Raw genomic sequence first — 25,888 nt, forward strand, 5'->3', positions numbered from 1 at the left:
GGTGGGCGACCTGCAGCACTTCGGGTACTTCTTCTCGCGGGGGTTCGGCCCGCAGGCCTGGGGACGGTCCGACTGGGACTGGGGCCACGACTGGACGGAGCCCGACCTGTACCAGCAGTCCGTCCGGGCGCTCGAGCAGGCGGGGATGGACCTCGTGATCGCCGAGGACGCGATCTCCCTCGGCAGTCCGGCGACCCTCGACCTGCGGATCCGGCAGGCGTACGGCGGTCCGAAGCACGACCCGCTGCTGCTCGCGCCGTACCTGTTCGCGGTGACGCAGCACATCGGCATCGCACCGACGGTGAACGCCGGCATCACGCCGCCGTACCTCGCCGCGCGGCAGGCCGCGACACTCGCGCACCTGTCCTCGGACCGCTTCGGGCTGAACGTCGTGACCGACACCGGCAGCGCCCGGCACGTCGGTGCGGCACCGCTCCCGCACGACGCCGCGTACGACCGCGCCGAGGAGTGGATCACGCTGCTCCGACGGCTCTGGCACTCGTGGGGCGACGGCTACGTCGGGGACCCGACGGACTGGCACTTCGCCGACGGCGACGCACTCGACGCATTCCACCACGAGGGCGCGTACTTCACCGCCGACGGCCCGCTCAACGCGCTCCCGCTCGACGCTGACCCGGTCGTGGTCTCCCCCGGCGGATCCGGACGCGGGCTCGGGTTCGCCGGGACGCACTCGGACGTGCAGCTCGCACTCGCACCGTTGACGGCCGAGGCGGTCCGTGCGTACCGGTCCCGGGTGCTGACCGCCGCGGCCGACGCCGGGCGCAGCGCGGACGACCTGCGGGTGCTGTTCGTGCTCAAGCCGGTCCTGGTGCCCTCGGTCGAGGAGGCCGAGCGGGTCGTCGCCGCGTCACGACACCCGTCGGATGCTGATCTCCGAGCCGCCGCCGTCGCGTGGTCGAGCGACTCCGAGACGGATCTGCTCGCCCTCGACCTGGACGCACCGATCCCGGACGGGACCTTCGGCGACCACGTGTCCGCGGGCACGGTCCGTGGGCTGGTCGGGGACACGCCGGACGCGCCCCTCCGGGAACTCCTGACCCGGAAGGCCCGGCTCGGGCGGATCAGCGCGCGCGCGGGGTTCGTCGGGACGGCCGAGGAGTTCGCGGACTTCGTGGAGGAGCTCGGGGCGGACGCGGACAACGACGGGTTCATCCTGTCCGGCGACCTGCACCCGGCGCAGGTGTACCGGCTGACGGGCGACCTCGTGCCCGCACTGCGCCGCCGGGGGCTGCTGCGCCGGGAGTACGGCGACGGCGGCCTGCGGGCGAACCTGTTCGACTTCTGACCCGGCCCTACCGCGTGGTCCTACTGCTTCTTGTCGGACTGCTTCTTGTCGGACTACTTCTTGTCCTTCTTCTTGCCGGACTTCTTCTTCTTGTCCTTCTTCTTCTTGTCCTTCTTCTTCTTGTCCTTCTTCTTCTTGTCGGACTGCTTCTCGTCCTTGTCCTTGGTCTTCGTGCCCTCGTCCTGCTCGCCGGGCTGTTCCGCCGGGAAGTCGTCGTCGACCACCGGGCGCGAGGCGCGGACACCGGAGGGCGCGATCCCGTCGACCGGCTCGACCACGACGGACGTGCCGGTGTCCGAGAGCACGTCGACCTGCTGCTCCTCGACCACGGGTGCCAGGGCGTCCTCGACCCGCTCCACCACGAGCTCTGCCCCGTCCTCGGCGAGCCGCAGGAGCGCCTGGGCAGCACGGACCCGCGTGGTGGTCCTCCGTGCGAGCACGTCGGCCCGGGCTCCCTCGAGGAACCCACGCAGCGCCAGCTCCACCGCCGAGCGACCACGCGGCGCCGACCGATCGAGGCGGTCGAACTCGCCGGCGATGCCCGCGACGTCGTCCTCGACGTGCTCGTCGCGCACCGACGTCACCAGCGCGGCCACCGCCGACGCTGCCCGTTCCACCGCGGCCGAGCGCTGGTCGAGCACGACGAGCATCTCGAACACGGTGCCGTACGACACCGTCTCGAGGCGCACCGGCTCGGCACCACGACCGCGGACGACGAGCCGTGACCCGGGCGTCGGCAGCCAGGCGACGACGGCGGCGACGGTCGCGACGGACCCCACGATCCGCTCGTACTCCGCCAGTCCCAGACGGTCCTGCTCGCGCAGACGGACTCGGATCGCGATCTCCTGCACCACGTGCTGCCCTCCCGGTCGGCTCGACGCAGGACCAGCCCCGCGCTCGCTCCGGACAGTAGTCCGGGACCCCGGGGGAACGACGAACGCCCCGGCGCCGTCCTGGGGGACGACGACGGGGCGTTCGGGTGGCGATCTCGGTTCGATCAGCGCGACAGCGGCTCGACGGCACGGCGTTGGTGGAGATGGGGGGAATCGAACCCCCGTCCATCGCTGCGGTTCGACGTCTTCTACGGGCGTATCCGGATGAGTCGTTCTGCTCGGCCCCGTCCTTTGCTACCGGCTTCTAGGACGACGGGCCCAGTCTCAGTGCAAGTCCCGCACGGCCCTGAGGCGCAACCGTGCAGCAAGTCCTCTGGATGACGCCGGAACTCAGGTTAGAAGACGATCACCTGGCCGACGGACTTCATGTGCTGGGCTGCTTACGCAGCGAGAGCGAAGTCAGTGCGCTTGGAATTGGCACTTGTTGTTTTCCACGGATCGTTCACGAGATGACCGTGGGTCCTCGGCCCGCTTCCCGTCGGCACACAGGCAATGTCGAAACCGATCATCCCCGTACGGGCCGTGACGTGCGAGCCGCTGTCACGCTGTTGAGTTGCCAATGCTCCCCGTGAGGAGCGGACCCCAGCCTAGCGGGGTGTGCTGGACGACGCCACCGACGTTCGCCGAGGGCTCACCCCGCCGCGCTCACTCGCCGAGGCGGTTGCGCGAGCGCATGGCGCGCTCGGCCTCGCGCTTGTCGGTCTTCTCGCGCAGGGCCTGACGCTTGTCGAACTCGCGCTTGCCCTTGGCGACCGCGATCTCGACCTTCGCCCGGCCGTCGTGGAAGTAGATCTTCATCGGCACGAGCGTGTACCCGCCCTGCGCGGTCTTGTGCGAGATCTTCACGATCTGCTGCTTGTGCAGGAGGAGCTTGCGCTTCCGCCGCGGCGCGTGGTTGTTCCACGTCCCCTCGGTGTACTCGGGGATGTGCACGGAGTCGAGCCAGGCCTCGCCACCGTCGATGAACGCGTAGCCGTCGACGAGTGAGGCCCGCCCCTCGCGGAGGGACTTCACCTCGGTACCCGAGAGCACCATGCCCGCCTCGTACGTGTCCTCGATCAGGTAGTCGTGGCGCGCGCGACGGTTGGTCGCCACGATCTTCTCGCCGCGTTCCTTCGCCATGGTGACTCCCTTCGTGACCGGGCACGGGCCCCGGTGCTGCTGCGCAGCCCTACAGCCTAGTGAACACGACGACCGCGGCGCACCTTCCCGGCGCGCCGCGGTGCGCCGGCAACCCCAGGCTCGCGCAGGCGGACACGTTCTTGGCAGGACCACCGCGAAGATGTCCGCCACGGCGAGCCTCGCGCCGGACGATCGACCGCCGCCCGGGCCGGGTCAGACGCGCAGGTACCGGCGGATCGCGATGAGCGCCGAGACCCCGGCCAGGAGCACGCCGATCACGATCACCGCGGGCACGACCACGGCCGCGTCGCTCATGCCGATGAAGGCGGTGCCGGAGAACCGCTGCGCCAGGTAGTTCCGGACGAAGAACCAGACCACCGCGGTGATCGCGCCACCGGCGAGCACCGCTCCGATCGCGGCGGCGATCACCCCCTCGAGCACGAAGGGTGTCTGGATGAACCGGTTCGACGCCCCGACCAGGCGCATGATGCCGAGCTCGCGTCGCCTGCTGAACGCCGAGAGTCGGATGGTGGTCGCGATGAGCAGCACGGCCGCCACGAGCATCAGCGACGCGATGCCGATCGCCGTGTACGACGATGCGTTGAGCAGGTTGAAGATCGGCTGCAGGTACCCGCGCTGGTCGACGACGCTCTGCACACCGGCGACCTTCGACAGGCTCTCGACGAGCACGTCCGCCTGCGACGGGTTCTTCAGGTTCACCCAGAAGGTCTCGTTGAGGTACTCCGGCTTCACGAACTCGGTCGCGGGCGAGTCCTTGAACTGCTCCTTGAACCGCGTGAACGCCTGGTCCTGGTCCTCGTAGTACGTCTTCTCGATGTACGGCTTCAGGGTGGACGAGTCGAGCTGCGCCTGGACCTGCTCGCGCTGGTCCTCGGTCGCCTTGGCGCCGGTGCAGTTGCCGGTGGTGTCGGTGTCGGTGCACAGGTACACCGCGACCTGCGCCCGGTCGTACCAGTACCCCTTCATCTGGTTGATCTGCATCTGCAGCAGGATCGCCGTGCCCACGAAGGTGAGCGAGATGAAGGTCACCAGGACGACCGAGACCACCATCGACGCGTTGCGCCGCAGGCCCGAGCCGACCTCGGACATGACGAGCCCGAGCCTCATCGGATGAGCCCCGGGATCGTCTGGATGCCGGTCGTGTTCGAGACGCCGGAGCCGCGCTGGATCGGCAGCGCCTGCGTCTGGTACCCGCCGGACTGCTCGTCGCGCAGGACGGTGCCGTTCGAGAGCTCGATGACCCGGCGCTGCATCTGGTTCACGATGCTGGCGTCGTGCGTCGCCATGAGCACGGTGGTGCCTCCCTGGTTGATGCGTTCGAGGAGCGCCATGATGCCCGCCGAGGTGGTCGGGTCGAGGTTGCCGGTGGGCTCGTCGGCCAGCAGGATCGCCGGCTTGTTGACGACCGCACGGGCGATCGCGACGCGCTGCTGCTCACCACCGGAGAGCTCGTGCGGCATCCGGGTGGCCTTGCCGGCCAGGCCGACGAGCTTGAGCACGTCGGTGACGGCCTCGCTGATGAAGCCCTTGCTCTTGCCGATCACCTGGAGCGAGAACGCGACGTTGTCGAAGACGTTCTTGTTCGGCAGGAGCCGGAAGTCCTGGAAGACCACACCGAGGTTGCGGCGGAAGTACGGGACCTTGCGCGACGACAGCGCGCCGAGGCGCTGGCCGAGCACGTGGATCTGCCCGCGGGTCGGCTTCTCCTCCTTGAGCACGAGGCGGAGGAAGCTCGACTTGCCGGAGCCGGACGCGCCGACGAGGAAGACGAACTCACCCTTGAGGATCTCGAGGGAGAGGTCGTCGAGCGCGGGACTCGGGTTGCCCGAGTAGACCTTGGTGACCTGGTCGAATTTGATCATGACCGGATCAGGCTAGGTCGGGTGGGCCGGAAGTCAACCGAGGCGCGCGGCTCGACTCCCCCGCGAGCTCGCTCAGGAATCGTCGCCCTGCTTGCGCCAGCGGATGCCCGCGTTGATGAAGCCGTCAAGGTCCCCGTCGAACACCGACGACGGGTTGTTGACCTCGTGCTCGCTCCGGAGGTCCTTGACCATCTGGTACGGCGCCAGGACGTACGAGCGGATCTGGTCGCCCCAGCTCGCCGTGATGTTGCCGGCGAGCTCCTTCTTCTTCGCGTTCTCCTCCTCCTTCTTCAGGAGCAGCAGGCGCGACTGCAGCACGCGCATGGCGGCTGCGCGGTTCTGGATCTGCGACTTCTCGTTCTGCATGGACACGACGGTGCCGGTCGGCAGGTGGGTCAGGCGGACGGCGGAGTCCGTGGTGTTGACCGACTGGCCACCGGGGCCGGAGGACCGGAACACGTCGACCCGGATGTCGTTCTCCGGGATGTCGATGACCGCGGTCTCCGGCATGAGCGGGATGACCTCGACCGCGGCGAACGAGGTCTGGCGCTTGCCCGCGGCACCGAACGGCGACATGCGGACGAGGCGGTGCGTGCCGGCCTCGACCGAGAGCGTGCCGAAGGCGTACGGCGCGTCGACCTCGAACGTCGCGGACTTGATGCCCGCTTCCTCCGCGTAGGAGGTGTCCATGACGGTGGTCTTGAAGCCGTGCTGCTCGGCGTAGCGCAGGTACATGCGGAGGAGCATCTCGGCGAAGTCCGCCGCATCGACACCGCCGGCACCGGCGCGGATCGTGATCACCGCGGGGCGCTCGTCGTACTCGCCGTCGAGGAGGGTCTGCACCTCGAGGTCGCCCATGGTCTTCTGGATGGCCTTGAGCTCGTCCTGCGCCTCGGCCGCGGAGTCGGCGTCGTCGGCCTCGTTCGCCATCTCGACGAGGACCTCGAGGTCGTCGATGCGCTGCTCGGTGTCGGTCATCTTCCGGAGCTCGGCCTGCTTGTGCGAGAGCGCGCTCGTCACCTGCTGCGCGTGCTCGACGTCGTCCCACAGGTCCTGGGCACCCGCCTGCTCGCTCAGTTCGGCGATCTCGCGCTGGAGCCGGTCGACGTCGACGACCGAGCGGATGTTGCCGAAGGTCTCGCGGAGGGCGGACAGCTGCTCGGTGAAGTCAAGTTCGACCATGGTCACCGATCCTACCGGTGCCCACCGGCCGGGAGGCTCGCCGCACTCCGCCGTGTGGGCTCGCGTCCGGCAGGTGGCCGCTGTGGAGAGCCGTGGGGACCTGGTCGCTCAGCGTCCGAGCAGAGGCGTCCGGGACGCCAGGCCGGCTGCGCCGGCCCGGGCGACCGCGTCGGGCAGCGCGGCGAGGAAGGCGTCGACGTCGGCCTCGGTCGAGGTGTGCCCGAGCGTGATGCGCAGGGCGCCGCGGGCCTCGTCCTCGGACAGGCCCATGCCGAGCAGCACGTGCGACGCCTCGGGGACGCCGGCCTGGCAGGCGGACCCGGTCGACACGGCGACCCCGGCCGCGTCGAGCAGGAACAGCAGCGAGTCGCCCTCGCACCCGGGGAAGGTGAAGTGGGCGTTGCCGGGGAGCCGGTCGACCGGGTCGCCCATGAGCACGGCGCTCGGGACGCGTTCCAGGACCCCCGCGACGAGCCGGTCGCGCAGGGCCGACGCGTCGTGCAGCCCGGCCTCCGCGGCGACACCGAAGGCCGCCGCCGCCGGGGCGTCCTGCGTCCCGCTGCGGACCTGTCGCTGCTGGCCACCGCCGTGGATGAGCGGCTCGACCGTCGCACGGCGCCCGAGGACCAGCGCGCCGATCCCGACCGGCCCACCGATCTTGTGCGCCGACACGCTGAGCGCGTCGAGGCCGGAGGCCGCGAACGACACCGGGACCTGCCCGTACGCCGCGACGGCGTCGCTGTGCACCGGCACACCGGCGGCGTGCGCCAGCTCGACGATGCGGTCGACCGGCTGCAGGGTCCCGACCTCGTTGTTCGCCCACAGGAACGTGACCAGGGCGACGTCCGAGGCGTCGGCGAGCCGTGCCTCCAGGCCGACGAGGTCGACGCGACCCTGCGCGTCCAGCGGGACCACGTCGACGACGGCGCCCTCGTGGCGCTCGAGCCACTCGACCGTGTCGACGGTGGCGTGGTGCTCGCCCGCCGGCACGACGATGCGCGGCCGCGGACGGTCCTGCTGCCGCGCCCAGTACAGCCCCTTGACCGCGAGGTTGATGCTCTCGGTGCCGCCGGAGGTGAAGACGACCTCGACCGGCTCCGCGTCGAGCGACCGGGCGACCGCGGCGCGACCGTCCTCGAGCAGCATCTTCGCGCGCTGGCCGGCGCTGTGGATCGACGACGGGTTGCCCACCGTGGCCAGGGCCCGGGTGAACGCGGCGAGCGCCGCGGGCAGGATGGGCGTCGTCGCCGCGTGGTCGAGGTAGACCGGCATGACTGCGCCCCTTCCGTGTGCGTTCACAGGATACCTCCGGCCCCTCGTACCCTGGTCGTCATGCACCGCACCGCGATCGACGAGACCCCCGGCTTCCGCCTCGGTGACGGCGTGCCCCGCTTCTCGGTGCGTTCCGCCTCCGCGACCGCGGTGACCCTCGTGGTCGTCGACGCCGACGGTGTCGAGACCCGCCACGTCCTGTCGCGGACCGACGGCACCGACCGGTGGGCGGCGGAGACGCCGGACGTGCGGCCGGGCGATCGGTACCACCTGCTCGTCGACGGTCCGGACGGACCCCGCCACGCGTTCGACCCCGCGCGACCGCTGCTCGACCCGTACGCGCGTGGCATCGTCCCCGCGGCGACGGCCGCTGGGAGCGGCGGCCCACGGTGGACGAGCGTCGTGGTCGACGATGCCTTCGACTGGGGCGGTGTGCCGAAGCCCGACGTCCCCCTGGACCGGACCGTCGTGTACGAGGCGAACGTCCGCACGCTCACCGCTGCGAACCCCGACGTCCCCGAGCACCTGCGCGGGACGTACGCCGGCGTCGCGCACCCGAGCACCATCGCCCACCTGCGCCGCATCGGCGTGACGACCCTCGAGCTGCTGCCCGTGCACGCGTTCGACACCGAGGCGTGGCTCCGGGACGCCGGTCGCGAGAACGCGTGGGGCTACAACACCCTCGGGTTCTTCGCACCGCACGCGGCCCACGCCTCGTCGGACGCCCGTGCCGCGGGTGCCTCCGCGGTGCTCCGCGAGTTCAAGGGCATGGTGCGACTCCTGCACGAGGCGGGCATCCAGGTGCTGCTCGACGTCGTCTACAACCACACCGCCGAGGAGGGCACCGGCGGACCCACCACCTCGCTGCGCGGCATCGACGGGGCGGGGCGGTACCGCTGGACCGAGGACGGTACGTCGTACTACGACACCACCGGCTGCGGGAACACGCTCGACACCTCGGTCGAGGCCACCGCGGACATGGTCGTCGACAGCCTGCGCTACTGGGCGCGCGAGGTGCAGCTCGACGGGTTCCGGTTCGACCTTATGGCGGCGCTCGCCCGCGACGAGCACCACGTGTTCGACCCGGCGCACCCGTTGCTCGAGCGCATCCGGCAGCACCCGGACCTGCAGGACGTGCTCGTCGTCGCCGAGCCGTGGGACGTCGGTCCCGACGGGTGGCGCACGGGGGCGTTCGGCCCCGGCACGAGCGAGTGGAACGACGGGTTCCGGAACACCGTCCGCCAGTTCTGGCTGACCGACGTCGCCGAGGAACGCCGGAACGGCACCCCGCAGGCGGGCATCGGTCGGCTCGCCGAGGCGCTCACCGGGTCCCGCGGCACCTTCGGCCAGGAGCGCGGCCCCCTCGCGAGCGTCAACTTCGTCACGGCCCACGACGGCTTCACGCTGCTCGACCTCGTCTCGCACGACCGCAAGCACAACGAGGCGAACGGCGAGGACGGGCGGGACGGGTCCGACGACAACCGCTCGTTCAACCACGGGATCGAGGGCGACACGGCCGACCGCGGGGTGCGTGCCGCCCGGGGCCGGTCGATGCGGAACCTCGTCGGCACCCTGATGCTCTCGGCGGGCATCCCGATGCTGACCGCCGGCGACGAGCGCAGCAGGACGCAGCACGGCAACAACAACGCCTACGTCGTGTCCGACGACCTGACCGCCGTCGACTGGTCGGACGACGAGGACGCCGAGGCGATGACCGAGGCGGTCGCGGCGCTCACGCGGCTGCGCGCAGCGCACCCGGCGCTCCGGCCGACGCGCTTCGGGGTCGAGGGGCGGGAGACGCCCGGAGCGTCGCGCATGGCGTGGTACGGACCGGACGGGCAGCCGATGACCCCCGAGGGGTGGGACCAACCCATCCACCGGGTCGTGCAGTACTTCGCCGAGTCGACCCCGGAGCACGAGCCGTTCGACCGGGTGCTCGTGGTCGTGCACGGCAGCGGGCGGACGCGGGACCTGACGCTGCCGGCGCGCCAGGACGTGCTCGGGTACCGGTTGGCCTGGTCGAGCGAGAAGCACCGCGACCACGAGCGGCTCCGGCCGGGCGGGCAGGTCTTCACCGCGTACGGCCCCGGCATCCACGTCTTCGAGGTGGCGTAGGGCGGTCGTGGCCCTCCGCGCGCCCGTCCGGGGAAGGAACGGGCGACGGAGCCCGCACGTGCGCGTCCTGCACAGGCCGTGTGACGCGCCCGACACTGCACAGGGAACGCGTTCCGGGGAACGCGAGCGCTCCGGCCGGGTAGCGTCGCCTCCGTGGCCACCGCAGATCGACCCCGCCGACCGAAGATCGGACGCATCCCGATCACCCAGCTCGCGCCGACGACCCCGAACGGGTTCCCGGGCAAGGCGTTCGACGGCGAGGTGATCACGTTCGGCGCGACCGTCTTCCGCGAGGGCCACGGGATCATCGGCGCCGACCTCGTGCTCGAACGCCCGGACGGCGGCACACGCACCGTGCCGATGCTGCTCGGCGCCCCCGGCACGGACCGCTACGAGGCCACCGTGCAGGTCGACCACGTCGGCGTCTGGACGTGGCACGTCGAGTCGTTCTCCGACGACTGGGCGACGTGGCTGCACGCCGCCCGGCTCAAGATCGCCGCCGGTGTCGACACCGAGGCGACGCTCCTCGACGGCGCCGTCCTGCTCGACCGACTCGCCGCCGAGACCGACTCCAGCGCCGCCGTCCGCGCGGCCGAGCAGCTGCGGGACACCGACCTCGGGCCGACCGAGCGCCTCACGGCCGTCGACGACCCGCGCATCACGGGTGAGGTCGAGGACTCCCCGCTGACCTCGCTCCGGACGCACTCCCCCACGCAGCTCCTCGACGTCGAGCGGCAGCGCGCGGGCGTCGGCGCCTGGTACGAGTTGTTCCCCCGCAGCGAAGGGGCGAAGAAGAACGCCGACGGCTCGTGGAGGAGCGGCGACTTCCGCACCGCGGCCCGCCGGCTCCCGGCCGTCGCGCGCATGGGCTTCGACGTGGTCTACCTCCCGCCGATCCACCCGATCGGCATTACGGCGCGCAAGGGCCCGAACAACACGCTCACCCCGGGACCGCACGACCCGGGCAGCCCGTGGGCGATCGGTGGTCCCGAGGGCGGGCACGACGCGATCCACCCCGACCTCGGCACCGAGGACGACTTCCGCGTCTTCGTCGAGACGGCGAAGAACAGCGGGATGGAGGTCGCGCTCGACTTCGCACTCCAGTGCTCCCCCGACCACCCGTGGGTGGACCAGCACCCCGAGTGGTTCACGGTCCGGGCGGACGGGTCGATCGCCACGGCCGAGAACCCGCCGAAGCGGTACCAGGACATCTACCCGATCCAGTTCGACAGCGACCCCGAGGGCATCGTCACCGAGGTCCTGCGGGTCCTCGAGCACTGGATCGCGTTCGGGATCCGCATCTTCCGCGTCGACAACCCGCACACCAAGCCGCTCTGGTTCTGGGAACGCGTCATCCGCGAGGTCCGCGACCAGCACCCGGACACGGTGTTCCTCGCCGAGGCCTTCACCCGCCCGGCGATGATGCGCGCCCTGGCCGAGGCCGGGTTCCAGCAGTCGTACACGTACTTCACGTGGCGGAACACGAAGGAGGAGATCGAGGACTACTTCGCCGAGCTCAGCCACGAGACGAGCGCCTACCTGCGCCCGAACCTCTTCGTGAACACCCCCGACATCCTCACCGAGTACCTGCAGTTCGGCGGTCGCGCCGGTTACAAGGTGCGCGCCGCGCTCGCCGCGACCGGGGCGCCGACCTGGGGCATGTACGCCGGGTACGAGCTCTTCGAGGACGTCGCACGCCCGGGGTCCGAGGAGAACATCGACAACGAGAAGTACGAGTACAAGCCGCGCGACTTCGCCCTGGCCGAGGCCGAGGGCGCGAGCCTCGCGCCGTACGTCACGATGCTCAACCGCTTCCGTCAGGCCCACCCCGCGCTGCGTCAGCTCCGGAACCTGCACGTCCACGACGCCGAGGACCCGGCGATCGTCGTCTACTCGAAGCACCTGCCCGCCGAGTTCATCCGGTCGGGCCGCGCGGACACGGTGATCGTCGTCGCGAACGTCGACCCGCACTCGGCGCGCGAGACCACCGTGCACCTCGACCTCGCCGCGCTCGGGCTGCCGAACGAGCAGCCGTTCGTCGTCCGCGACGTCGTCACCGGGCAGCGCTGGGAGTGGGGTTCGTCCAACTACGTCCGCCTCGACGCCTTCCAGGAGCCCGTGCACCTGCTCGTCGTGGAGGGACCCGTCCGATGACCGACAGCGACCCGAAGGGGACCCCGCCGATGGGCTCCGACCGTCCCACCCCCGCCACCCCGGACCGAGGCCAGGGGCCGAGCGTCCCGCCGGTGCCGCCCCCGCCGCCGCCCGTGACCCGCTCCCGTGCCCCGGGCGTGGTCCCGCCGGCCGACCAACCGGCCCCCCGGTACGAGCCACGGGTCTCGGCACCGCACGAGGACCTCCCCGGCGCCGCGCCCGTGGCGAAGGAGACGCCGGACCGCGGGGTCCCGGAGTCGGCGACCCTCGCCGGCGCAGCTCGTGACGGCTCCCCGGCACCGACCGGCCCGGAGCCCACGGACCCGACCGGTCTGTCGGCGGACGGCGCGGACGCACCGCTCTCCGAGGGTGGACGCTCGGCGGCACCGGGAGCGACGGCGACCGCGGCGGACCTCGTCCCAGCACCCGAGTCCGCAGCACCACAGCCCGCGGCACCGCAGCACGCAGCACCGCAGCACGCAGCGCCCGCCGGCGGCTCCGACGTCGCCCCGACCTCGGGAGCGGCTCCCCGGCCGGCGCCGGTCGAGGACTGGCTCCGCCAGCAGGTGGCCGAGGGCCGTTGGTCCCAGCCGCACGACGTGCTCGGTCCGCACCCGGTGGACGGGGGCACGAGCGTGCGCGTCGTCCGGCACCTCGCGACGGCCGTCCGCATCGTGCGCCCCGACGGCGACGACGTCGAACTGACCCACGAGGGCGACGGTCTCTGGGCGGGCGCCACGACCGGCACGCTCGGTCGGTACCGCGTCGAGGCCGACTACGACCTCGACGAGTCCACCGACGCCGACGACGCGACGTGGACCACCGACGACGCCTACCGCTTCGCGCCGACCATCGGCGAGCTCGACCTCCACCTGTTCGGCGAGGGCCGTGACGAGCAGCTCTGGCAGCACCTCGGCGCGCACGTCCGCACCGTCGACGGCGTCGACGGCGTCGCGTTCACCGTGTGGGCACCCCGCGCCACCGCCGTCCGCGTGATCGGGGACTTCGAGGGGTGGGAGGGCCGCACCACCGCGATGCGTCGCCTGAACGACCTCGGCGTGTGGGAGCTCTTCTGGCCCGGCGCCCTCGTCGGGCAGCGGTACAAGTTCCAGATCCTCACCGACTCCGGCTGGGTCGAGCGAGCGGACCCGTTCGCCCGACGCACCGAGGTCCCGCCGCTGACCGCCTCGGTCGTCACCGCCTCCGACCACACGTGGTCCGACGGCGACACCGCCTGGATGGAGCGTCGGGCGCAGACGACGACCCACGATGCGCCGATGAGCGTCTACGAGGTGCACCTCGGATCGTGGCGCCCCGGGCTCTCCTACCGCGAGGCCGCCGATGCGCTCATCGGCCACGTGCAGCACCTCGGGTTCACCCACGTCGAGTTCCTGCCGCTCGCCGAGCACCCGTTCGGTGGCTCGTGGGGCTACCAGGTCACCGGGTACTACGCTCCGACCGCGCGCTTCGGCACGCCGGACGACCTGCGCTACCTGATCGACCGCCTGCACAGCGCCGGCATCGGCGTGATCATGGACTGGGTACCGGGACACTTCCCGAAGGACGAGTGGGCACTCGCGAAGTTCGACGGCTACGCGCTGTTCGAGCACCCGGATCCGCGTCGCGGTGAGCAGCTCGACTGGGGCACCTTCGTGTTCGACTTCGGGCACCCGCAGGTCCGCAACTTCCTCGTGGCGAACGCGCTCTACTGGTTCGAGGAGTTCCACATCGACGGCCTGCGGGTCGACGCCGTGGCCTCGATGCTGTACCTCGACTACTCCCGCACCGAGTGGCTGCCGAACATCCACGGCGGTCGCGAGAACCTCGAGGCGATCTCGTTCCTGCAGGAGACGAACGCCACGGCCTACAAGCGCTACCCCGGCATCGTGATGATCGCCGAGGAGAGCACCTCGTGGCCCGGTGTCACCCAGCCGACGAGCGCCGGCGGGCTCGGCTTCGGCCAGAAGTGGAACATGGGCTGGATGCACGACTCGCTGCAGTACGTCGAGCGTGACCCGGCGTACCGCGCGTACCACCACGACGAGATCACGTTCTCGCTGGTCTACGCCTTCAGTGAGCAGTTCACCCTGCCGATCAGCCACGACGAGGTCGTGCACGGGAAGGGTTCGCTCTACGGGAAGATGCCCGGCGACGAGTGGCAGAAGCTCGCGAACGTCCGGGCCTACCTCGCGTTCATGTGGGCGCACCCCGGCAAGCAACTGCTCTTCATGGGCCAGGAGTTCGCCCAGCCGTCGGAGTGGTCCGAGGCCCGGGGGCTGGACTGGTGGCTCCTCGACGATCCGGGACACCTCGGCGTGCAGGACCTCGTGGCGTCGCTGAACCGCGTCTACAAGGAGACCCCGGCGCTGTGGACGCACGACTCCTCCCCCGAGGGCTTCGAGTGGATCGAGGGCGGCGACGCGCCGCACTCGACGCTCGGGTTCCTCCGGAAGGACGGCGACGACCGCCTCGCGGTCTTCGTGAACTTCTCCGGGGTACCCGTCGAGCGCCGGTTCGGGCTGCCCGCTGCGGGCACCTGGCACGAGGTGCTCAACACCGACGCCACGGAGTACGGCGGGTCCGGTGTCGGCAACATGGGTTCGGTCACGGCCGACGAGACGCCGTGGGCCGGCCGCCCGGCCTCGGCCCACCTGGTGGTCCCGCCGCTGGGAGCGGTCTGGCTGCGACTGGCCGACTGACCCCGCCGCCGCGCGGACGCGACCACGGGACGGACGGGAGGCCCGGTGCCAGTTGGCACCGGGCCTCCCGTCCGTCGTCCGCCCGTGTCGTCCGCCCGTGTCGTCCGCGGTGCACGCCGCGCGAGACGCCCCCGAACACAGGAGACGCCCCCGTTCCCGGGGGCGTCTCGTGGTTCCTGCGGCGTCTCGCACTGACGCCGGCGTCTCGCACCGGCCGACGGTGGTGCGTCGATCAGTACAGTGCGCTCGCCAGACGGCGCCGTGCCGCGGCCACACGCGGGTCGTCCACCCCGATCAACTCGAAGTACTCGACGAGCCGGACGCGCAGCGTCTCGCGGTCCGCACCGAACACCGTCGGGACCAGGTCGAGCAGCCGCCCGAAGGCGTCCTCGACGTGCCCTCCGCTGACGTCCAGGTCGGCGACGGCCATCTGTGCCTCGACGTCCTGCGGCGCCGCGGCCGCGGCACTGCGGAGCTCGTCGGCCGTGCGACCGTTCAACCGGTCGAGCAACGAGACCTGCGCGAGCCCGGCGACGGCCATCTGGTCGTTCGGGTCCTGCGCGATCGCGGTCTTGTACTCCTGCACGGCGGCGGCGTAGTCGCCCCGCTCGATGGCGTCGTACGCTGCCTGGTGGTGCGGCGGCAGCGGCTCGGGAGCGGGCTCGCCCTGGGGCTCCGTCTCGGCAGCGCCGTCGACGGTGACCCGACCGGTCACGCCGTTCTGCTCGGCAGCGGCGACGACCTGCTCGAAGACGTCGCGCACCTGCGCCTCGGGCAGCGCGCCGACGAAGAGTCCGAGCGGCCGACCACCGATCACGGCGGCCACGGTCGGGATCGACTGCGCCTGGAACGCCTGCACGAGCTGCGGGTTGGTGTCCGCGTCGACCTTGGCGAGCACCACGCGACCGTCGTACTCCGCGGTCAGCTGCTCGAGGATCGGCGAGAGCTGCTTGCACGGCCCGCACCACTCCGCCCAGATGTCGACGATCACCGGGACGACGGACGAGAGCTGCAGGACGTCCTGGAAGCTCTGGTCGGTGACGTCGATGACGAGCGACGGGACGGTCAGGTCGGCATCGGGACCGGCACCGGTCGCCGGGACGCCGCCCGGCACGGCAGCGGCGCCGGCGCCGCCGGTGCCCGCGGCTGCGCCCGGGCCTCCGGCGGGAGCACCCGCTTGCTGCGTCGGCCGCTGAGCGCGGTCGACGAGGGACGACAGGTCGACGGCTCCGCGGAGACCGGACGGGGTCGGGGGGACGTTGGTCATTGCACCTCACTCGCTGCGGTCAGGCCCTGCGTGAACCCGAGCAGGACCACCTTCTCATCACTGCCGACCGGCGGCACGGAGAACAGCAGCTGGACGCTGTACGTCGCGCTGATCCCCTTCGTGCTCGAGTCGACGCCGGAGAGGGCCTTGACCGCCCCCTCGGTGTTGACCTCGGCGCCGGCCGCGGTCGGGGTCACCTTCTCGACCTCGTCGAGCGAGGCCGACACGAGCGCACCCGCACCGTCCGTGGCGATCGCCACGGCGCCGTCGTCGGGCACCTCGGACGAGTACTCGATCTTCGCGGTGTCCGGCAGCGACTCGGCCTTCTTGTCCTTGTACGCCTTGCCGATCGTCGAGCGCAGACCGTCGCCGTCGGAGGCGAAGAGCGAGGCGGAGTCGCTGTCGGAGTCCTTCGCCAGCACGTCGCCGTACGCGGCCGCGATGTCGTCGGGTGCGATGCGCAGGAGCTTCGTGTCCCCGGCGAGCCGTGCCGCACCGATCGACGTCGGCGCCAGGCTCGGGATCTCCGCAGCGGCCTCGAGCGACACGTCGTAGGCGACCTTGTAGTCGTCGCGCGCGCTGTCCTGCACCAGGGTGAGGGCCTGCGGAGCGGTCTTCGCGGAGCAGTCCTCGGCGACGACCGTGAAGATCGTGCGCGGCCAGCTGTCGGTCTGCTGCGGGAGTGCCACGCAGACCTGACCGGCCGAGATCGCGGGCGGCGTCTCGACGTCGGTGTCCTTCTCGCGGATCGCGTAGTTCGCCTTGCGGAAGTCGAGGGCGGCCCCGGTGAAGCGGGTCTCGAGCAGCGTCGCGTCACGGTCGGCATCGGCCTTCGACGCGACCTCGGCGACCCGCTCGACGATCCGGCGGATCTGCTGCTCGGTCGCAGCGGTCGGTTCGGTCGAGTCCGCGGCGCCGGTGGCCGAGGCGGTCGGCGTCGGGGTGGCGCCGGAGCCACCGCCCTGCGGCCAGTAGTCCGACGAGCAGCCCGCGAGACCGAGCGCCCCAACGAGCACGATCGGCACGGCCACCAGGGAACGACGGCCACGACGACCGCGGACCGGCACCTGTGCCCCCGCGGCGGCTGCACGACGCGACGCCCGCACGCGCGGCGGACGCGACCCACCGCTGCGGCGACGCGGACCACGACCACGACGCTGGTGCAGGAACGCCCAGACCAGCAGCGCGACGCCACCGACCAGGAAGAGTCCGCCCGCGACGAGGAGCGGACCGACGGAGGGCGTCGCGGTGTCCCGCGGCCAGGTCACCGACACGTCGGTCGGCGCGGCGTCGGACCCGTCGGCGAGCACCACGACCGAGACGTCGGCGGGCAACCGGACGGTGAACCGCCCCGCACCGTCCCACTCCTGGTACCAGAGGTCGCTGCCCTTCGGGTCCGGCACGGAGTCGGCCGATCCCGTCGTGCGGCCGACCAGGCGGTCCTGCTCGGCGTCGAAGCGCAGGGTGGTGTGCTTCGCGTCACCGATCCACGCGTCGACGTCGGCGGTCCTGCCGTAGGCCGCGAACACCGTCCCGGAACCCGAGACGTCGATGCGCTGGTACCCGGGGTTCGCGTTGAGCGTCGACCCCGGGATCACGGTCACCGGGGCCGAGGCCGCGCTCGACGACTCCGCGACGAGCGACGAGGGTGGCGCGAACACGGTGCGCTGCCCGACCGCGAGACCGACGAGCAGCAGACCGATGACGAAACTGACGATCGCCAGGACGAATCGCACGGATCTTCTCCCTACCGCGCCGGGGGTGGGGGGATCGGCGCGCGAAACAGCGCTCCAGGATAGCGAGGCACCCTGGACATCGCATCCCCCACCGCTGTCCACGGGCTCAGTCGGCACCGGTGGGCCGCCACTAGACTCGTCCGCGGGCCAAGGGCTGGCCCTCCGCCGACCCCCAGGAGCAACACGTGGCGAACGACGAGGCCGAGTTCGGGACCGAGCTGCGCGGGTACCGCCGCGACGAGGTGGACCGCTCGGTGAACGAGCTCCGCCGCGAACTCATCAAGTCGAACACCGACCGCGCCGAGGCCGCCAAGGAGATCCGTCTCCTGCAGGCGCGTGTCGCGGACCTGCAGGGCGAGCTCGACGAGGCCGGCACCCCGACCTACAGCGGGCTCGGCACCCGCCTCGAGTCCACCCTGCGCGTGGCCGAGGAGCAGTCGACCCGACTCATCAGCCAGGCGGACATCGACGCCCAGCGGCTCCGCGCATCGAGTCGGCACGAGGCCGAGCGTCTGCTCCGCGAAGCCCGGCAGGAGGCGTCGGAGACCCTCGAGGACGCCCGCTCCCGTGCGACCGACGAGCTCACCCGCGCCCGGGCCGAGTCGTCCGACACGATCGAGCGTGCCCGTGCCGAGGCCGGCCTGCTGACCCAGGACGCCCGCAACGAGGCCGCCGCCGTCCGGGGTGCAGCCGTCACCGAGGCCGCCGAGGTCCGCTCGGTCGCCATCCGCGAGACCGATGCCCTGCGTGCCCGTGTCGAGCGCGAGGTCGCCGAGCTGCGCGAGGACGCGCAGCGCGCGGCCGAGGACGCCCGTCGCGCCGCTGCCGACCTCGACCGTGAGACCGAGCACCGACGCAGTGTGTTCGAGGCCGACCACGCCCGGCGCACCGCGGACCTCGACCGCGAGGAGACCACGCGGCGCGCCGCCCTCGAGCGGGAGGTCGCCGAGGGCCGCGCTGCCTGGCAGCGCGAGCGCGACGAGCAGCGCCGAGCGCACGAGCTCGCGCTCGAGACCGGCCGGGCCGAGCTCGAGTCCGAGGTCGAGCGCGGCCGGGCCGCACTCGAGGCGGAGACCAGCGACCGTCGTCGTGAGCTCGACGCCGAACTCGGTGCCGCCCGCGCACGCTGGGAGCGCGAGGCAGCCGAGGCCCGCACCGCCCTCGACCAGGAGCTCGAGGCCGCCCGTGCGCAGCTCCGTGTCGACGAGGAGCAGACCCGGGCCGAGAACGCACGCTTGGTGGAGGAGACCGCTGCCCGCATCGCCGCGGAACTCGAGGAGCACCGCGCCCGCCTCGAACGCGAGCGCGCCGAGGCCGACGCCGCCGCCGAGCGCGCCGCTCGCGAGCACGCCGACGAGCTCGCTGCGCGCCGCGAGCGGGAGCACGCCGAGGTCGACACCGAGATCGCCGACCGCCGCACGGCCGAGCTCTCCGACCTCGAGGCCGAGCGCACGGCGCTGCAGCAGGAGGTCGACACGGTGCGCGCCGACCTGCAGCAGGAACGCGACGAGGTCCGCACGGCGATCGCCCGAGAACGCGACGAGGCCCGCGCGGCGCTCGAGTCCGAGCTCGCCGCCCGCCGTGACGACGCCGAGCAGGACTACCTGCAGAAGCACCAGGAGACGGTGGCCGAGACGCAGAAGTACCTCGACGAAGCCAACCTGCAGCTCGCCGAGGCGACCCGCCGCGCGTCCGAGGCGCGGGAGCGCGCCGAGCGGCTGCAGCAGGAGGCCGACGACCTCGAGCGTACGAGCACCGCGCAGGCACAGGAACGTGCACGCACCATCGTCAGCGACGCCCAGGAGCGGGTCCACCGGATGATCGCGGAGGCCGAGGAACGGTCGGCCGCGGCGATCGCCGAGTCCGAGGACCGGCTCGCCGCCATCCGCACCGAGCGCGACGCCGTCGCCGGGTACCTGGAGAACCTGCGCGGCGTGCTCACGCACGCCACCGGGCTCCTCGACGAGTCCCCCGTGGCGGCCGGCCGGCCGGCGGACGACGAGGCCCTCGACGAGGACGCCACCGCCCGCTGAGGACGGCATCCGCGACCCGGCCTGGAGGCGCACCGCGCGCCTCCGGGCCGGGTCGCGTCCCCCCGCGCCAGCCGTAACGCTCGCCGCTCACCCGGGACGGTCGGCTCGCGGGGCACGGTCGCCGTCCGGCCCTGACCGGTCGGTGGCGTCAGCCCGGTCGCGACGCCGACCGTGTGGTCAGTCGTCGAGGTGCGTCGGCAGCGGCGCGCTGCCCGGGACCACGAGGTCCGCGACGGCGTCGAGGACCGTGCGGACGTACCGTTCCCCGACCCACAGGTGCTTCGCGCCCGCGACGGGGACGACCCGCACGTTCGGCGCGACGGCGAAGCGGCGGACCGCGTCCTCCGGCTGCAGGAAGTCGTCGTGCTCCGGGACCAGCGCGACGACCGGGACGTCCACGTCCGCCCAGCGTCGGAGCTCGTCGTCCGAGGTCCGGTGCAGCGGGGGCGACAGCAGCACCACGCCGGCGACGTTCCCCGCGGCGACGTGTTCGAGGCCGTGCTTGAGGACGACCTCGGTGCCGAACGACCAGCCGAGGAGCCACGGGGTCGGCAGTCCGCGTGCGACGGTCTCCTGCACGGCGGCGCGGAGGTCGAAGCCCTCGGACTCACCGTCACCGAAGACGCCCTCGGACGTGCCCCGTGGCGAGGTCACCGACCGGAAGTTGAACCGCAGCACCGCGATGTCCGCCAACGCGGGCAGGCGCGAGGCCGCCTTCTTCAGCACGTGGCTGTCCATGAAGCCGTGCGCGGTCGGCAGCGGGTGGAGCGTCACGAGCGTGCCCCGCGCGGGCCGGTCGAGCGGCTCGGCGAGCTCGCCGACGAGGGTGAGGTGGTCGTCCGTCACCAGTTCGATGTCGGTACGACGGGCGGGGAGCTCGGTGTTCGAGCGGATCTCGGTGCTCATGCGATGCTCCAGCAGTGGTTGTGCCAGTGTCGGCGGGACGCCAGGTCGGCGTCGTCCCCGAGCACACCGTCCGCGCGCCAGACCACCACGTGCGCGACACCCGGCAGCACGGCCAGGCCGCAGCCCGGACAGACGTACTCCTTCTGTGCGGACGCCGCGGACACCGGTTGCACGGTGAAGGTACGACCGCGACGGACCTCGGTCCGCCTCCACGAACTCATGAGGCGGTCGAGACCGGTCTCGTCCTCGGTCGGCTCGGGACCACGACCACGGGGTCGCCGCGGTCGGTTGCTGCGCGGCACCCCGGAACTGCCGATCAGTACCAGTTGTAGGACTGGCTGTGGCCCCACGCGCCGCAGGGGGTGCCGTAGACGCCGGAGATGTAGTTGAGACCCCAGGTGATCTGCGTCGCGGGGTTCGTCTGCCAGTCCGCACCGGCCGTGGCCATCTTGCTGCCGGGCAGCGCCTGCGGGATGCCGTAGGCACCGCTCGGGTTGTACGCGTTGACGCGCCAACCCGACTCCTTGTTCCACAGCGACACGAGGCAGTTGAACTGCTCGCTCCCCCAGCCGCGTGCGGCGACCATCTGCTGGGCGATCTCCTGCGCGCTGCCCGGGTTCGGCGTCGCGGCCGTCGCCGCGAGCGTGTTCGACGGCGTGACGGCCGTGCTCTTCGCTGCCGGGTCGGCCTGGTCGTCGGTGGCTTCGGCCGGCTTCTCCTCGACCTTGGGCTTCGGCAGCGTGACGCCGTAGCCGTCGCGCGTCACGTCGAACGCGGCGTACGTGCCGTGTGCCGTGAACTGCTGCGGCTCCACGGGCGCCTTGACGAGCACCGGGGCGACGACGGCGGCCTGGGCGACGTCGGGCTGCATCGGGTTGAACAGCGAGCCGCCGACGAAGCCGAAGACGGCGAAGAACGACAGCGTCGGGATGGTCGCGCGTCCGCGCATGAACGAGTTGAGGGTCCGGGCGGCCTTCGGCTTCGCCGGTGCGGCGACCGCGCGTCGCTGCTGGACGATGCGCGGGTCTGCAGCACCGGTCGGTGCGATCGGTCCGCGGACGAGGACCGGAGCGGTCGCCGGTGCGGCGGACGTCGCGACCGGGGTCGGCGCCGTCACGGGTGCGCCCAGCGGTGTCGACGGCAGCGCTGCCGTCTCGACCCGCGGGGTCGCGTGGAGGACCGAGTGCCCCGTCGTGCGGAGTCGGTCGCGTGCCGCGCGGCGCTCACCGACGACCGGACGGTCGAGGTGCTCGCGGGTACCGCGGTCGAAGCTGAGGTCTGCCGTGTGCCTGCCCATGAGTGGGTCCAGGATAACGGAACGGTCACGGGAAGAGAAGCACCGGTGTCCCGCGCGTCGTCAGCGGACGGCGAGCATGACCTCGACGACCGCGTCGAGCAGCGCGTCCACCTGCGCCTCGCGGTAGCCGCCGTGCTTCGGGCGGAACACCACCGACCGGACCTCGGTCAGGCTGAGCGGCTTGCCGTCGCGGAAGTAGCCCGCCAGCCGCTCCGCGAAGACGTCGACGTCCTTCGGGTGGTAGCCGGTGCCGAGCGGGCTGGTGCGTGCGAACCGCTGCCCGGTGGGACGCTCGAGTCGCGCGACGACGTCCGACGCCTTGGCGCGGGCCTCGGCGTACCAGGCCTTCTGACCCGTCTCGGCGATCTCGCGCTCCCGCTCGCGAGCGGCGAAGGCGTCCTCGAGGCGCTCGAGCGCGGCGTCGACGTGTGCCGTGGAGTAGCCGCCCTTGCGCATGGAGAAGGCGGTCCTGCGGATCTTCGCCGCCTCGATGCCGGGAGCGGTGTCGCCGGCGGTGTACGCACGACGGGCGTCCTCGAGGAACCGCTCGACCTCGTCGACGTCGTACCCGAGGGACTTGCGGTCTGCGGAGGGGAAGGTCGTGGCCACGGCGACATTCTGCCAGCACCGGACCATGGCGCCACCTGGACGCGCGGTCCGACAGGGCGTCGGGCGCTCAGGTCAGTGGACGACCACCAGGAACAACACGTAGGCCACGGCCGACGACGGCAGGATGCTGTCGATGCGGTCGAGCAGCCCACCGTGCCCGGGCAGGAACGACGAGATGTCCTTGATGCCGAGGTCGCGCTTGATCATCGACTCGGTCAGGTCGCCGAGCGTGGCGGAGCCCGAGATGAGGACACCGAGGACGATGCCGGTCCACCAGGGTAGACCGAGCATGAGCCAGGTCACCACGATGCCGACCAGGATGCTCGCGGCGACCGATCCCGCGAAGCCCTCCCAGGTCTTCTTCGGGCTGATCCGCGGCGCCATCGGGTGCTTGCCGAGGTTGAGCCCGGTGGCGTACGCACCCGTGTCGACGGCGACGACCACCAGGATGAAGGCGATCACCCACAGCTCACCGCGGGGCTGGGCCGAGAGCAGCACGATGCACGCACCGAGCAGGGTGATGTAGGCCTGCACGAACAGACCGTTCGTCAGGTCGCGGGCGACGTGACCGGCCGGCGGCTTCTCCCGCGCGATCGCGACCTCGACGAGCCGCCAGACCGCGATGAGGACGATGCCGCCGAGGATCGCGAACAGCGCTGCGACCTGCCCTCCGAGGAACGCTGCCGGGACCATGACGACGGCCGCGGCCACGCTCGGGATGCGCGGCACGTCGCGCCCGGCGAACCGCATCGCACTCGCGAGCTCGTAGACGGCCACCCCGAGCAGGAAGGCCGCGACGACCATGAACGCCGGCTTCCAGATGAGGAGCGACCCCAGCATGACGACCGCGAACGCCAGGGCGATGGCGATCGCGGCCGGCAGGTTGCGGCCGGTGCGGGCGGTCAGTGCCTCGTTGCGCGCGCCGAAGTCCGCCTTGCGCTGCTTGAGCTGCGCCTCGAAGTCGGCGCGAGCCGCACGGGCACGGGCATCGAAGTCCTGACGGAGCCCCTTCTTCGTGGTCGGGGCTGCTCCGGTCGGGCGCGGTTCTGTGGGGCGGTCGCCGCCCGGCTCGGGGAGACGCATCAGACCTCGAGGAGTTCGGCTTCCTTCTTCTTCAGCGCGTCGTCGATCTGGTCGACGTGCTTCTTCGTCAGGGCCTCGAGGTCCTTGTCGCCGCGGGCGATCTCGTCGTCGGAGATCTCACCCTTCAGCGCGTCGAGGTCGTCCTTCGCGCGGCGACGGATGTTCCGGATGACGACCTTGTGGTCCTCACCCTTGCCGCGCACGAGCTTCACGAACTCCTTGCGGCGGTCCTGCGTGAGCTCCGGGATCGTCACGCGGACGATCTCGCCGTCGTTCGACGGGCTGGCGCCGAGGTTCGGGAACGTCGCGATCGCGCGTTCGATCTCCTTGAGGGCCGACTTGTCGTACGGCGTGACGATGAGCGTGCGTGCCTCGGGCGTCTGGAGCGACGCGAGCTGGGCGAGCGGCGTCGGGGTGCCGTAGTAGTCGACCGGGATCTTCTGGAAGAGGGCGGCGTTGATGCGTCCGGTACGGACGGTCGCGAAGTCGTCCTTGGCGACGTCGACGGCCTTCGCCATCTTCTCGGTGGCTTCGGTCAGGACATCACTGATCACGGTGGTTCTCCTTCGGTACTGCGTCGAGTCTAGTCAGCGTGCGGGTCAGTTGCTGACGACCGTGCCGATGCGCTCCCCGCGGATGGCGGCCGCGACGTTGCCCTCGCCCTCCATGCCGAAGACGTGCATCGGCATGCCGTTGTCCATGCAGAGCGAGAACGCCGTCGCGTCGACGACCTTCAGGCCCTGCAGCAGGGCGTCCTGGTACGTGACGTGGTGCAGCTTCTCGGCGGTGGCGTCCTTCTTCGGGTCGGCGGTGTACACACCGTCCACGCCGTTCTTGGCCACGAGGACCTCGTGCGCGTCGATCTCGAGCGCACGCTGGGCGGCGACCGTGTCGGTCGAGAAGTACGGCAGGCCCGCACCGGCGCCGAAGATCACGATGCGCCCCTTCTCGAGGTGCCGCTCGGCGCGCCGCGGGATGTACGGCTCGGCGACCTGGGTCATGCTGATCGCAGACTGCACCCGGGTCGCCGCTCCGGCCTGCTCCAGGAAGTCCTGGAGCGCGAGCGCGTTCATCACGGTGCCGAGCATGCCCATGTAGTCGGCACGACCGCGGTCCATGCCGCGCTGCGAGAGCTCGGCACCGCGGAAGAAGTTGCCGCCGCCGACCACGATGGCCACCTCGACGTCCTGCGCGGCCTGCGCGATCTCCTTGGCGATGGTGCTGATGACGTCCGGGTTCACCCCGAGGGACCCGGCCCCGAACGCCTCCCCCGACAGCTTCAGCAGGACCCGGCGGCGTCCGGTCTTCTCGTTCGTCATGTGGCGCACCCTTCGTCGAATGTCTCGTGGGAATCTACCCGGCCGCAGCCGGTCCGGCGGAGGAGGTCGTGCCTCCCGGCCGGCTCCGCGCGTGTCGCAGCGCGCAGAAAACGGGGCCCGGAACCGATGTGGTTCCGAGCCCCGTCACGGGTTCGTTACGCGCCGACCTTGACGCGGGCGAAGCCCTGGATCGTCAGACCGGCGTTCTCGGCGGCCTTCGCGACGGACAGCTTGTTGTCCTTCGCGTAGTCCTGCTCGAGGAGCGCGACCTGCTTGCGGTACGCGTTGAGGCGACCCTCGACGATCTTCGGCAGGGCGGCCTCCGGCTTGCCCTCCTCGCGCGTGATCGCCTCGACGGTCGCGCGCTCCTTCTCGATGGCCTCGGCCGGGATCTCGTCGCGGGTCAGGTACGTCGGGTTCGCGAACGCGACGTGCTGGGCGATCGACCGCGCCTCGGCGGCGTCGGAGCCCGCGTAGGCGATGACGACGGCGATCTGGGGCGGCAGGTCCTGGCTGGTCTTGTGCAGGTAGACCTCGAAGGCGTCGCCCTCGACACGGACGACGGTGCGCAGCGCGAGCTTCTCACCCAGCGCGGCGGCGGCCTCGTCGATCGTCTCGGCGACGGTCTTGCCGTCGAGCGGCGCGGCGTTGCCGGCCTCGACGTCGGACGCACCGGCGGCGGCGACCGCGGCCACGACCTTGTCGGCGAGGGTGGTGAACTTCTCGTTCTTCGCGACGAAGTCGGTCTCGCTCGCGAGCTCGACGACGGTGGCGGCGCCACCCTCGGTCGTCGCGACGACGACACCCTCGGAGGTCGCACGGTCGTCGCGCTTGGCGACGGCCTTCGCGCCCTTGATGCGGAGCAGCTCGACGGCCTTGTCGTAGTCGCCGTCGGCCTCGACGAGCGCGTTCTTCGCGTCCATCATGCCGGCCCCGAGGTCCTCACGGAGCTTCTTCACGTCAGCAAGGCTGTAGTTGGCCATTGACTGGAGTCCTTTCTGGACTGGTGTTG

At 71.6% G+C, this 25,888-nt stretch carries 21 protein-coding genes and 1 other RNA gene; 5 read left to right on the top strand and 17 right to left on the bottom strand.

What is annotated here, in order from left to right:
- Position 1 precedes the first annotated feature (1 nt).
- Complete coding sequence (locus PIJ49_RS05465) at positions 2 to 1,306, top strand: LLM class flavin-dependent oxidoreductase (protein WP_251159696.1); 1,305 nt, start codon at positions 2 to 4, stop codon at positions 1,304 to 1,306.
- 53 nt (positions 1,307 to 1,359) lie between these two features.
- Here the strand turns inward: PIJ49_RS05465 and PIJ49_RS05470 are convergent, their stop codons facing one another.
- From PIJ49_RS05470 to PIJ49_RS05500, 7 genes are all read right to left on the bottom strand, one after another.
- Positions 1,360 to 2,160, bottom strand: a complete 801-nt coding sequence (locus tag PIJ49_RS05470; protein WP_271826043.1) for a hypothetical protein — start codon at positions 2,158 to 2,160, stop codon at positions 1,360 to 1,362.
- 174 nt (positions 2,161 to 2,334) lie between these two features.
- Positions 2,335 to 2,712: a transfer-messenger RNA gene (ssrA, locus tag PIJ49_RS05475) on the bottom strand.
- Between the two features lie 132 nt (positions 2,713 to 2,844).
- On the bottom strand, positions 2,845 to 3,321 hold the full coding sequence (gene smpB / locus PIJ49_RS05480; protein ID WP_066654782.1) for an SsrA-binding protein SmpB: 477 nt from the start codon (positions 3,319 to 3,321) through the stop codon (positions 2,845 to 2,847).
- Between the two features lie 213 nt (positions 3,322 to 3,534).
- Entirely contained in the window at positions 3,535 to 4,449 is a 915-nt protein-coding gene (ftsX, locus tag PIJ49_RS05485) for a permease-like cell division protein FtsX (RefSeq protein ID WP_209682249.1), read from the bottom strand.
- On the bottom strand, positions 4,446 to 5,204 hold the full coding sequence (gene ftsE, locus PIJ49_RS05490; protein WP_066654786.1) for a cell division ATP-binding protein FtsE: 759 nt from the start codon (positions 5,202 to 5,204) through the stop codon (positions 4,446 to 4,448). The genes ftsX and ftsE overlap by 4 nt, the downstream gene beginning before the upstream one ends.
- A 72-nt stretch (positions 5,205 to 5,276) precedes the next feature.
- A complete protein-coding gene (gene prfB, locus PIJ49_RS05495; RefSeq protein ID WP_066654787.1) occupies positions 5,277 to 6,386 on the bottom strand; it encodes a peptide chain release factor 2 in 1,110 nt (369 codons plus the stop codon).
- A 108-nt stretch (positions 6,387 to 6,494) separates the two neighbouring features.
- Positions 6,495 to 7,658: a cysteine desulfurase family protein gene (locus PIJ49_RS05500; protein WP_271826044.1), complete on the bottom strand. Its 1,164-nt coding sequence runs from the start codon at positions 7,656 to 7,658 to the stop codon at positions 6,495 to 6,497.
- 60 nt (positions 7,659 to 7,718) lie between these two features.
- Between PIJ49_RS05500 and PIJ49_RS05505 the strand changes: the two genes are divergently transcribed.
- The 3 genes from PIJ49_RS05505 (at position 7,719) to glgB (ending at position 14,626) form a co-directional block, all read left to right on the top strand.
- Positions 7,719 to 9,773 (top strand): glycogen debranching protein, encoded by a 2,055-nt coding sequence (locus PIJ49_RS05505; RefSeq protein WP_271826045.1) that lies wholly within the window; start codon positions 7,719 to 7,721, stop codon positions 9,771 to 9,773.
- 153 nt (positions 9,774 to 9,926) lie between these two features.
- Positions 9,927 to 11,927, top strand: a complete 2,001-nt coding sequence (locus tag PIJ49_RS05510; RefSeq protein ID WP_271826046.1) for an alpha-1,4-glucan--maltose-1-phosphate maltosyltransferase — start codon at positions 9,927 to 9,929, stop codon at positions 11,925 to 11,927.
- Positions 11,924 to 14,626, top strand: a complete 2,703-nt coding sequence (gene glgB, locus PIJ49_RS05515; protein ID WP_271826047.1) for a 1,4-alpha-glucan branching protein GlgB — start codon at positions 11,924 to 11,926, stop codon at positions 14,624 to 14,626. Before PIJ49_RS05510 ends, glgB begins: the two co-directional genes overlap by 4 nt.
- 232 nt (positions 14,627 to 14,858) lie before the next feature.
- Here the strand turns inward: glgB and PIJ49_RS05520 are convergent, their stop codons facing one another.
- Both PIJ49_RS05520 and PIJ49_RS05525 read right to left on the bottom strand, forming a co-directional pair.
- Positions 14,859 to 15,893, bottom strand: coding sequence for a tetratricopeptide repeat protein (locus PIJ49_RS05520; protein WP_271826048.1), 1,035 nt, complete (start codon positions 15,891 to 15,893; stop codon positions 14,859 to 14,861).
- A complete protein-coding gene (locus tag PIJ49_RS05525; RefSeq protein WP_271826049.1) occupies positions 15,890 to 17,629 on the bottom strand; it encodes a DUF8094 domain-containing protein in 1,740 nt (579 codons plus the stop codon). Before PIJ49_RS05525 ends, PIJ49_RS05520 begins: the two co-directional genes overlap by 4 nt.
- A 185-nt stretch (positions 17,630 to 17,814) precedes the next feature.
- Between PIJ49_RS05525 and PIJ49_RS05530 the strand changes: the two genes are divergently transcribed.
- Positions 17,815 to 19,662 carry a coiled-coil domain-containing protein gene (locus tag PIJ49_RS05530; protein ID WP_066654799.1) on the top strand — a complete coding sequence of 616 codons (1,848 nt, stop codon included), beginning with the start codon at positions 17,815 to 17,817 and terminating at the stop codon, positions 19,660 to 19,662.
- A gap of 177 nt (positions 19,663 to 19,839) precedes the next feature.
- Here the strand turns inward: PIJ49_RS05530 and PIJ49_RS05535 are convergent, their stop codons facing one another.
- The 8 genes from PIJ49_RS05535 to tsf form a co-directional block, all read right to left on the bottom strand.
- Positions 19,840 to 20,568, bottom strand: coding sequence for an alpha/beta hydrolase (locus PIJ49_RS05535; RefSeq protein ID WP_209682241.1), 729 nt, complete (start codon positions 20,566 to 20,568; stop codon positions 19,840 to 19,842).
- Positions 20,565 to 20,870, bottom strand: a complete 306-nt coding sequence (locus tag PIJ49_RS05540) for an Rv1322 family protein (protein WP_251159688.1) — start codon at positions 20,868 to 20,870, stop codon at positions 20,565 to 20,567. The genes PIJ49_RS05535 and PIJ49_RS05540 overlap by 4 nt, the downstream gene beginning before the upstream one ends.
- Before the next feature lie 14 nt (positions 20,871 to 20,884).
- Entirely contained in the window at positions 20,885 to 21,865 is a 981-nt protein-coding gene (locus tag PIJ49_RS05545; protein ID WP_271826050.1) for an aggregation-promoting factor C-terminal-like domain-containing protein, read from the bottom strand.
- Positions 21,866 to 21,925: 60 nt separating this feature from the next.
- Positions 21,926 to 22,474: a DivIVA domain-containing protein gene (locus PIJ49_RS05550; RefSeq protein ID WP_200884098.1), complete on the bottom strand. Its 549-nt coding sequence runs from the start codon at positions 22,472 to 22,474 to the stop codon at positions 21,926 to 21,928.
- A 72-nt stretch (positions 22,475 to 22,546) separates the two neighbouring features.
- Entirely contained in the window at positions 22,547 to 23,557 is a 1,011-nt protein-coding gene (locus PIJ49_RS05555) for a phosphatidate cytidylyltransferase (protein ID WP_081984918.1), read from the bottom strand.
- Positions 23,557 to 24,111 (bottom strand): ribosome recycling factor, encoded by a 555-nt coding sequence (gene frr / locus PIJ49_RS05560; RefSeq protein WP_066654807.1) that lies wholly within the window; start codon positions 24,109 to 24,111, stop codon positions 23,557 to 23,559. The genes PIJ49_RS05555 and frr overlap by 1 nt, the downstream gene beginning before the upstream one ends.
- 45 nt (positions 24,112 to 24,156) lie before the next feature.
- On the bottom strand, positions 24,157 to 24,876 hold the full coding sequence (pyrH, locus tag PIJ49_RS05565) for a UMP kinase (RefSeq protein WP_058729969.1): 720 nt from the start codon (positions 24,874 to 24,876) through the stop codon (positions 24,157 to 24,159).
- Positions 24,877 to 25,031: 155 nt separating this feature from the next.
- Positions 25,032 to 25,859: a translation elongation factor Ts gene (gene tsf / locus PIJ49_RS05570; protein WP_066654809.1), complete on the bottom strand. Its 828-nt coding sequence runs from the start codon at positions 25,857 to 25,859 to the stop codon at positions 25,032 to 25,034.
- Between the last annotated feature and the right edge of the window lie 29 nt (positions 25,860 to 25,888).

Origin of the sequence: Curtobacterium uvaldense (assembly GCF_028307415.1) — a bacterium.
Classification (GTDB): domain Bacteria; phylum Actinomycetota; class Actinomycetes; order Actinomycetales; family Microbacteriaceae; genus Curtobacterium.

Bases quoted from the DNA above. Each gene is read 5' to 3' on its own strand.
- smpB (WP_066654782.1), bottom strand. From the start codon at position 3,321: ATGGCGAAGGAACGCGGCGAGAAGATCGTGGCGACCAACCGTCGCGCG.
- ftsX (WP_209682249.1), bottom strand. From the start codon at position 4,449: ATGAGGCTCGGGCTCGTCATGTCCGAGGTCGGCTCGGGCCTGCGGCGC.
- ftsE (WP_066654786.1), bottom strand. From the start codon at position 5,204: ATGATCAAATTCGACCAGGTCACCAAGGTCTACTCGGGCAACCCGAGT.
- prfB (WP_066654787.1), bottom strand. From the start codon at position 6,386: ATGGTCGAACTTGACTTCACCGAGCAGCTGTCCGCCCTCCGCGAGACC.
- PIJ49_RS05500 (WP_271826044.1), bottom strand. From the start codon at position 7,658: ATGCCGGTCTACCTCGACCACGCGGCGACGACGCCCATCCTGCCCGCG.
- PIJ49_RS05505 (WP_271826045.1), top strand. From the start codon at position 7,719: ATGCACCGCACCGCGATCGACGAGACCCCCGGCTTCCGCCTCGGTGAC.
- glgB (WP_271826047.1), top strand. From the start codon at position 11,924: ATGACCGACAGCGACCCGAAGGGGACCCCGCCGATGGGCTCCGACCGT.
- PIJ49_RS05520 (WP_271826048.1), bottom strand. From the start codon at position 15,893: ATGACCAACGTCCCCCCGACCCCGTCCGGTCTCCGCGGAGCCGTCGAC.
- PIJ49_RS05535 (WP_209682241.1), bottom strand. From the start codon at position 20,568: ATGAGCACCGAGATCCGCTCGAACACCGAGCTCCCCGCCCGTCGTACC.
- PIJ49_RS05545 (WP_271826050.1), bottom strand. From the start codon at position 21,865: ATGGGCAGGCACACGGCAGACCTCAGCTTCGACCGCGGTACCCGCGAG.
- PIJ49_RS05555 (WP_081984918.1), bottom strand. From the start codon at position 23,557: ATGCGTCTCCCCGAGCCGGGCGGCGACCGCCCCACAGAACCGCGCCCG.
- pyrH (WP_058729969.1), bottom strand. From the start codon at position 24,876: ATGACGAACGAGAAGACCGGACGCCGCCGGGTCCTGCTGAAGCTGTCG.
- tsf (WP_066654809.1), bottom strand. From the start codon at position 25,859: ATGGCCAACTACAGCCTTGCTGACGTGAAGAAGCTCCGTGAGGACCTC.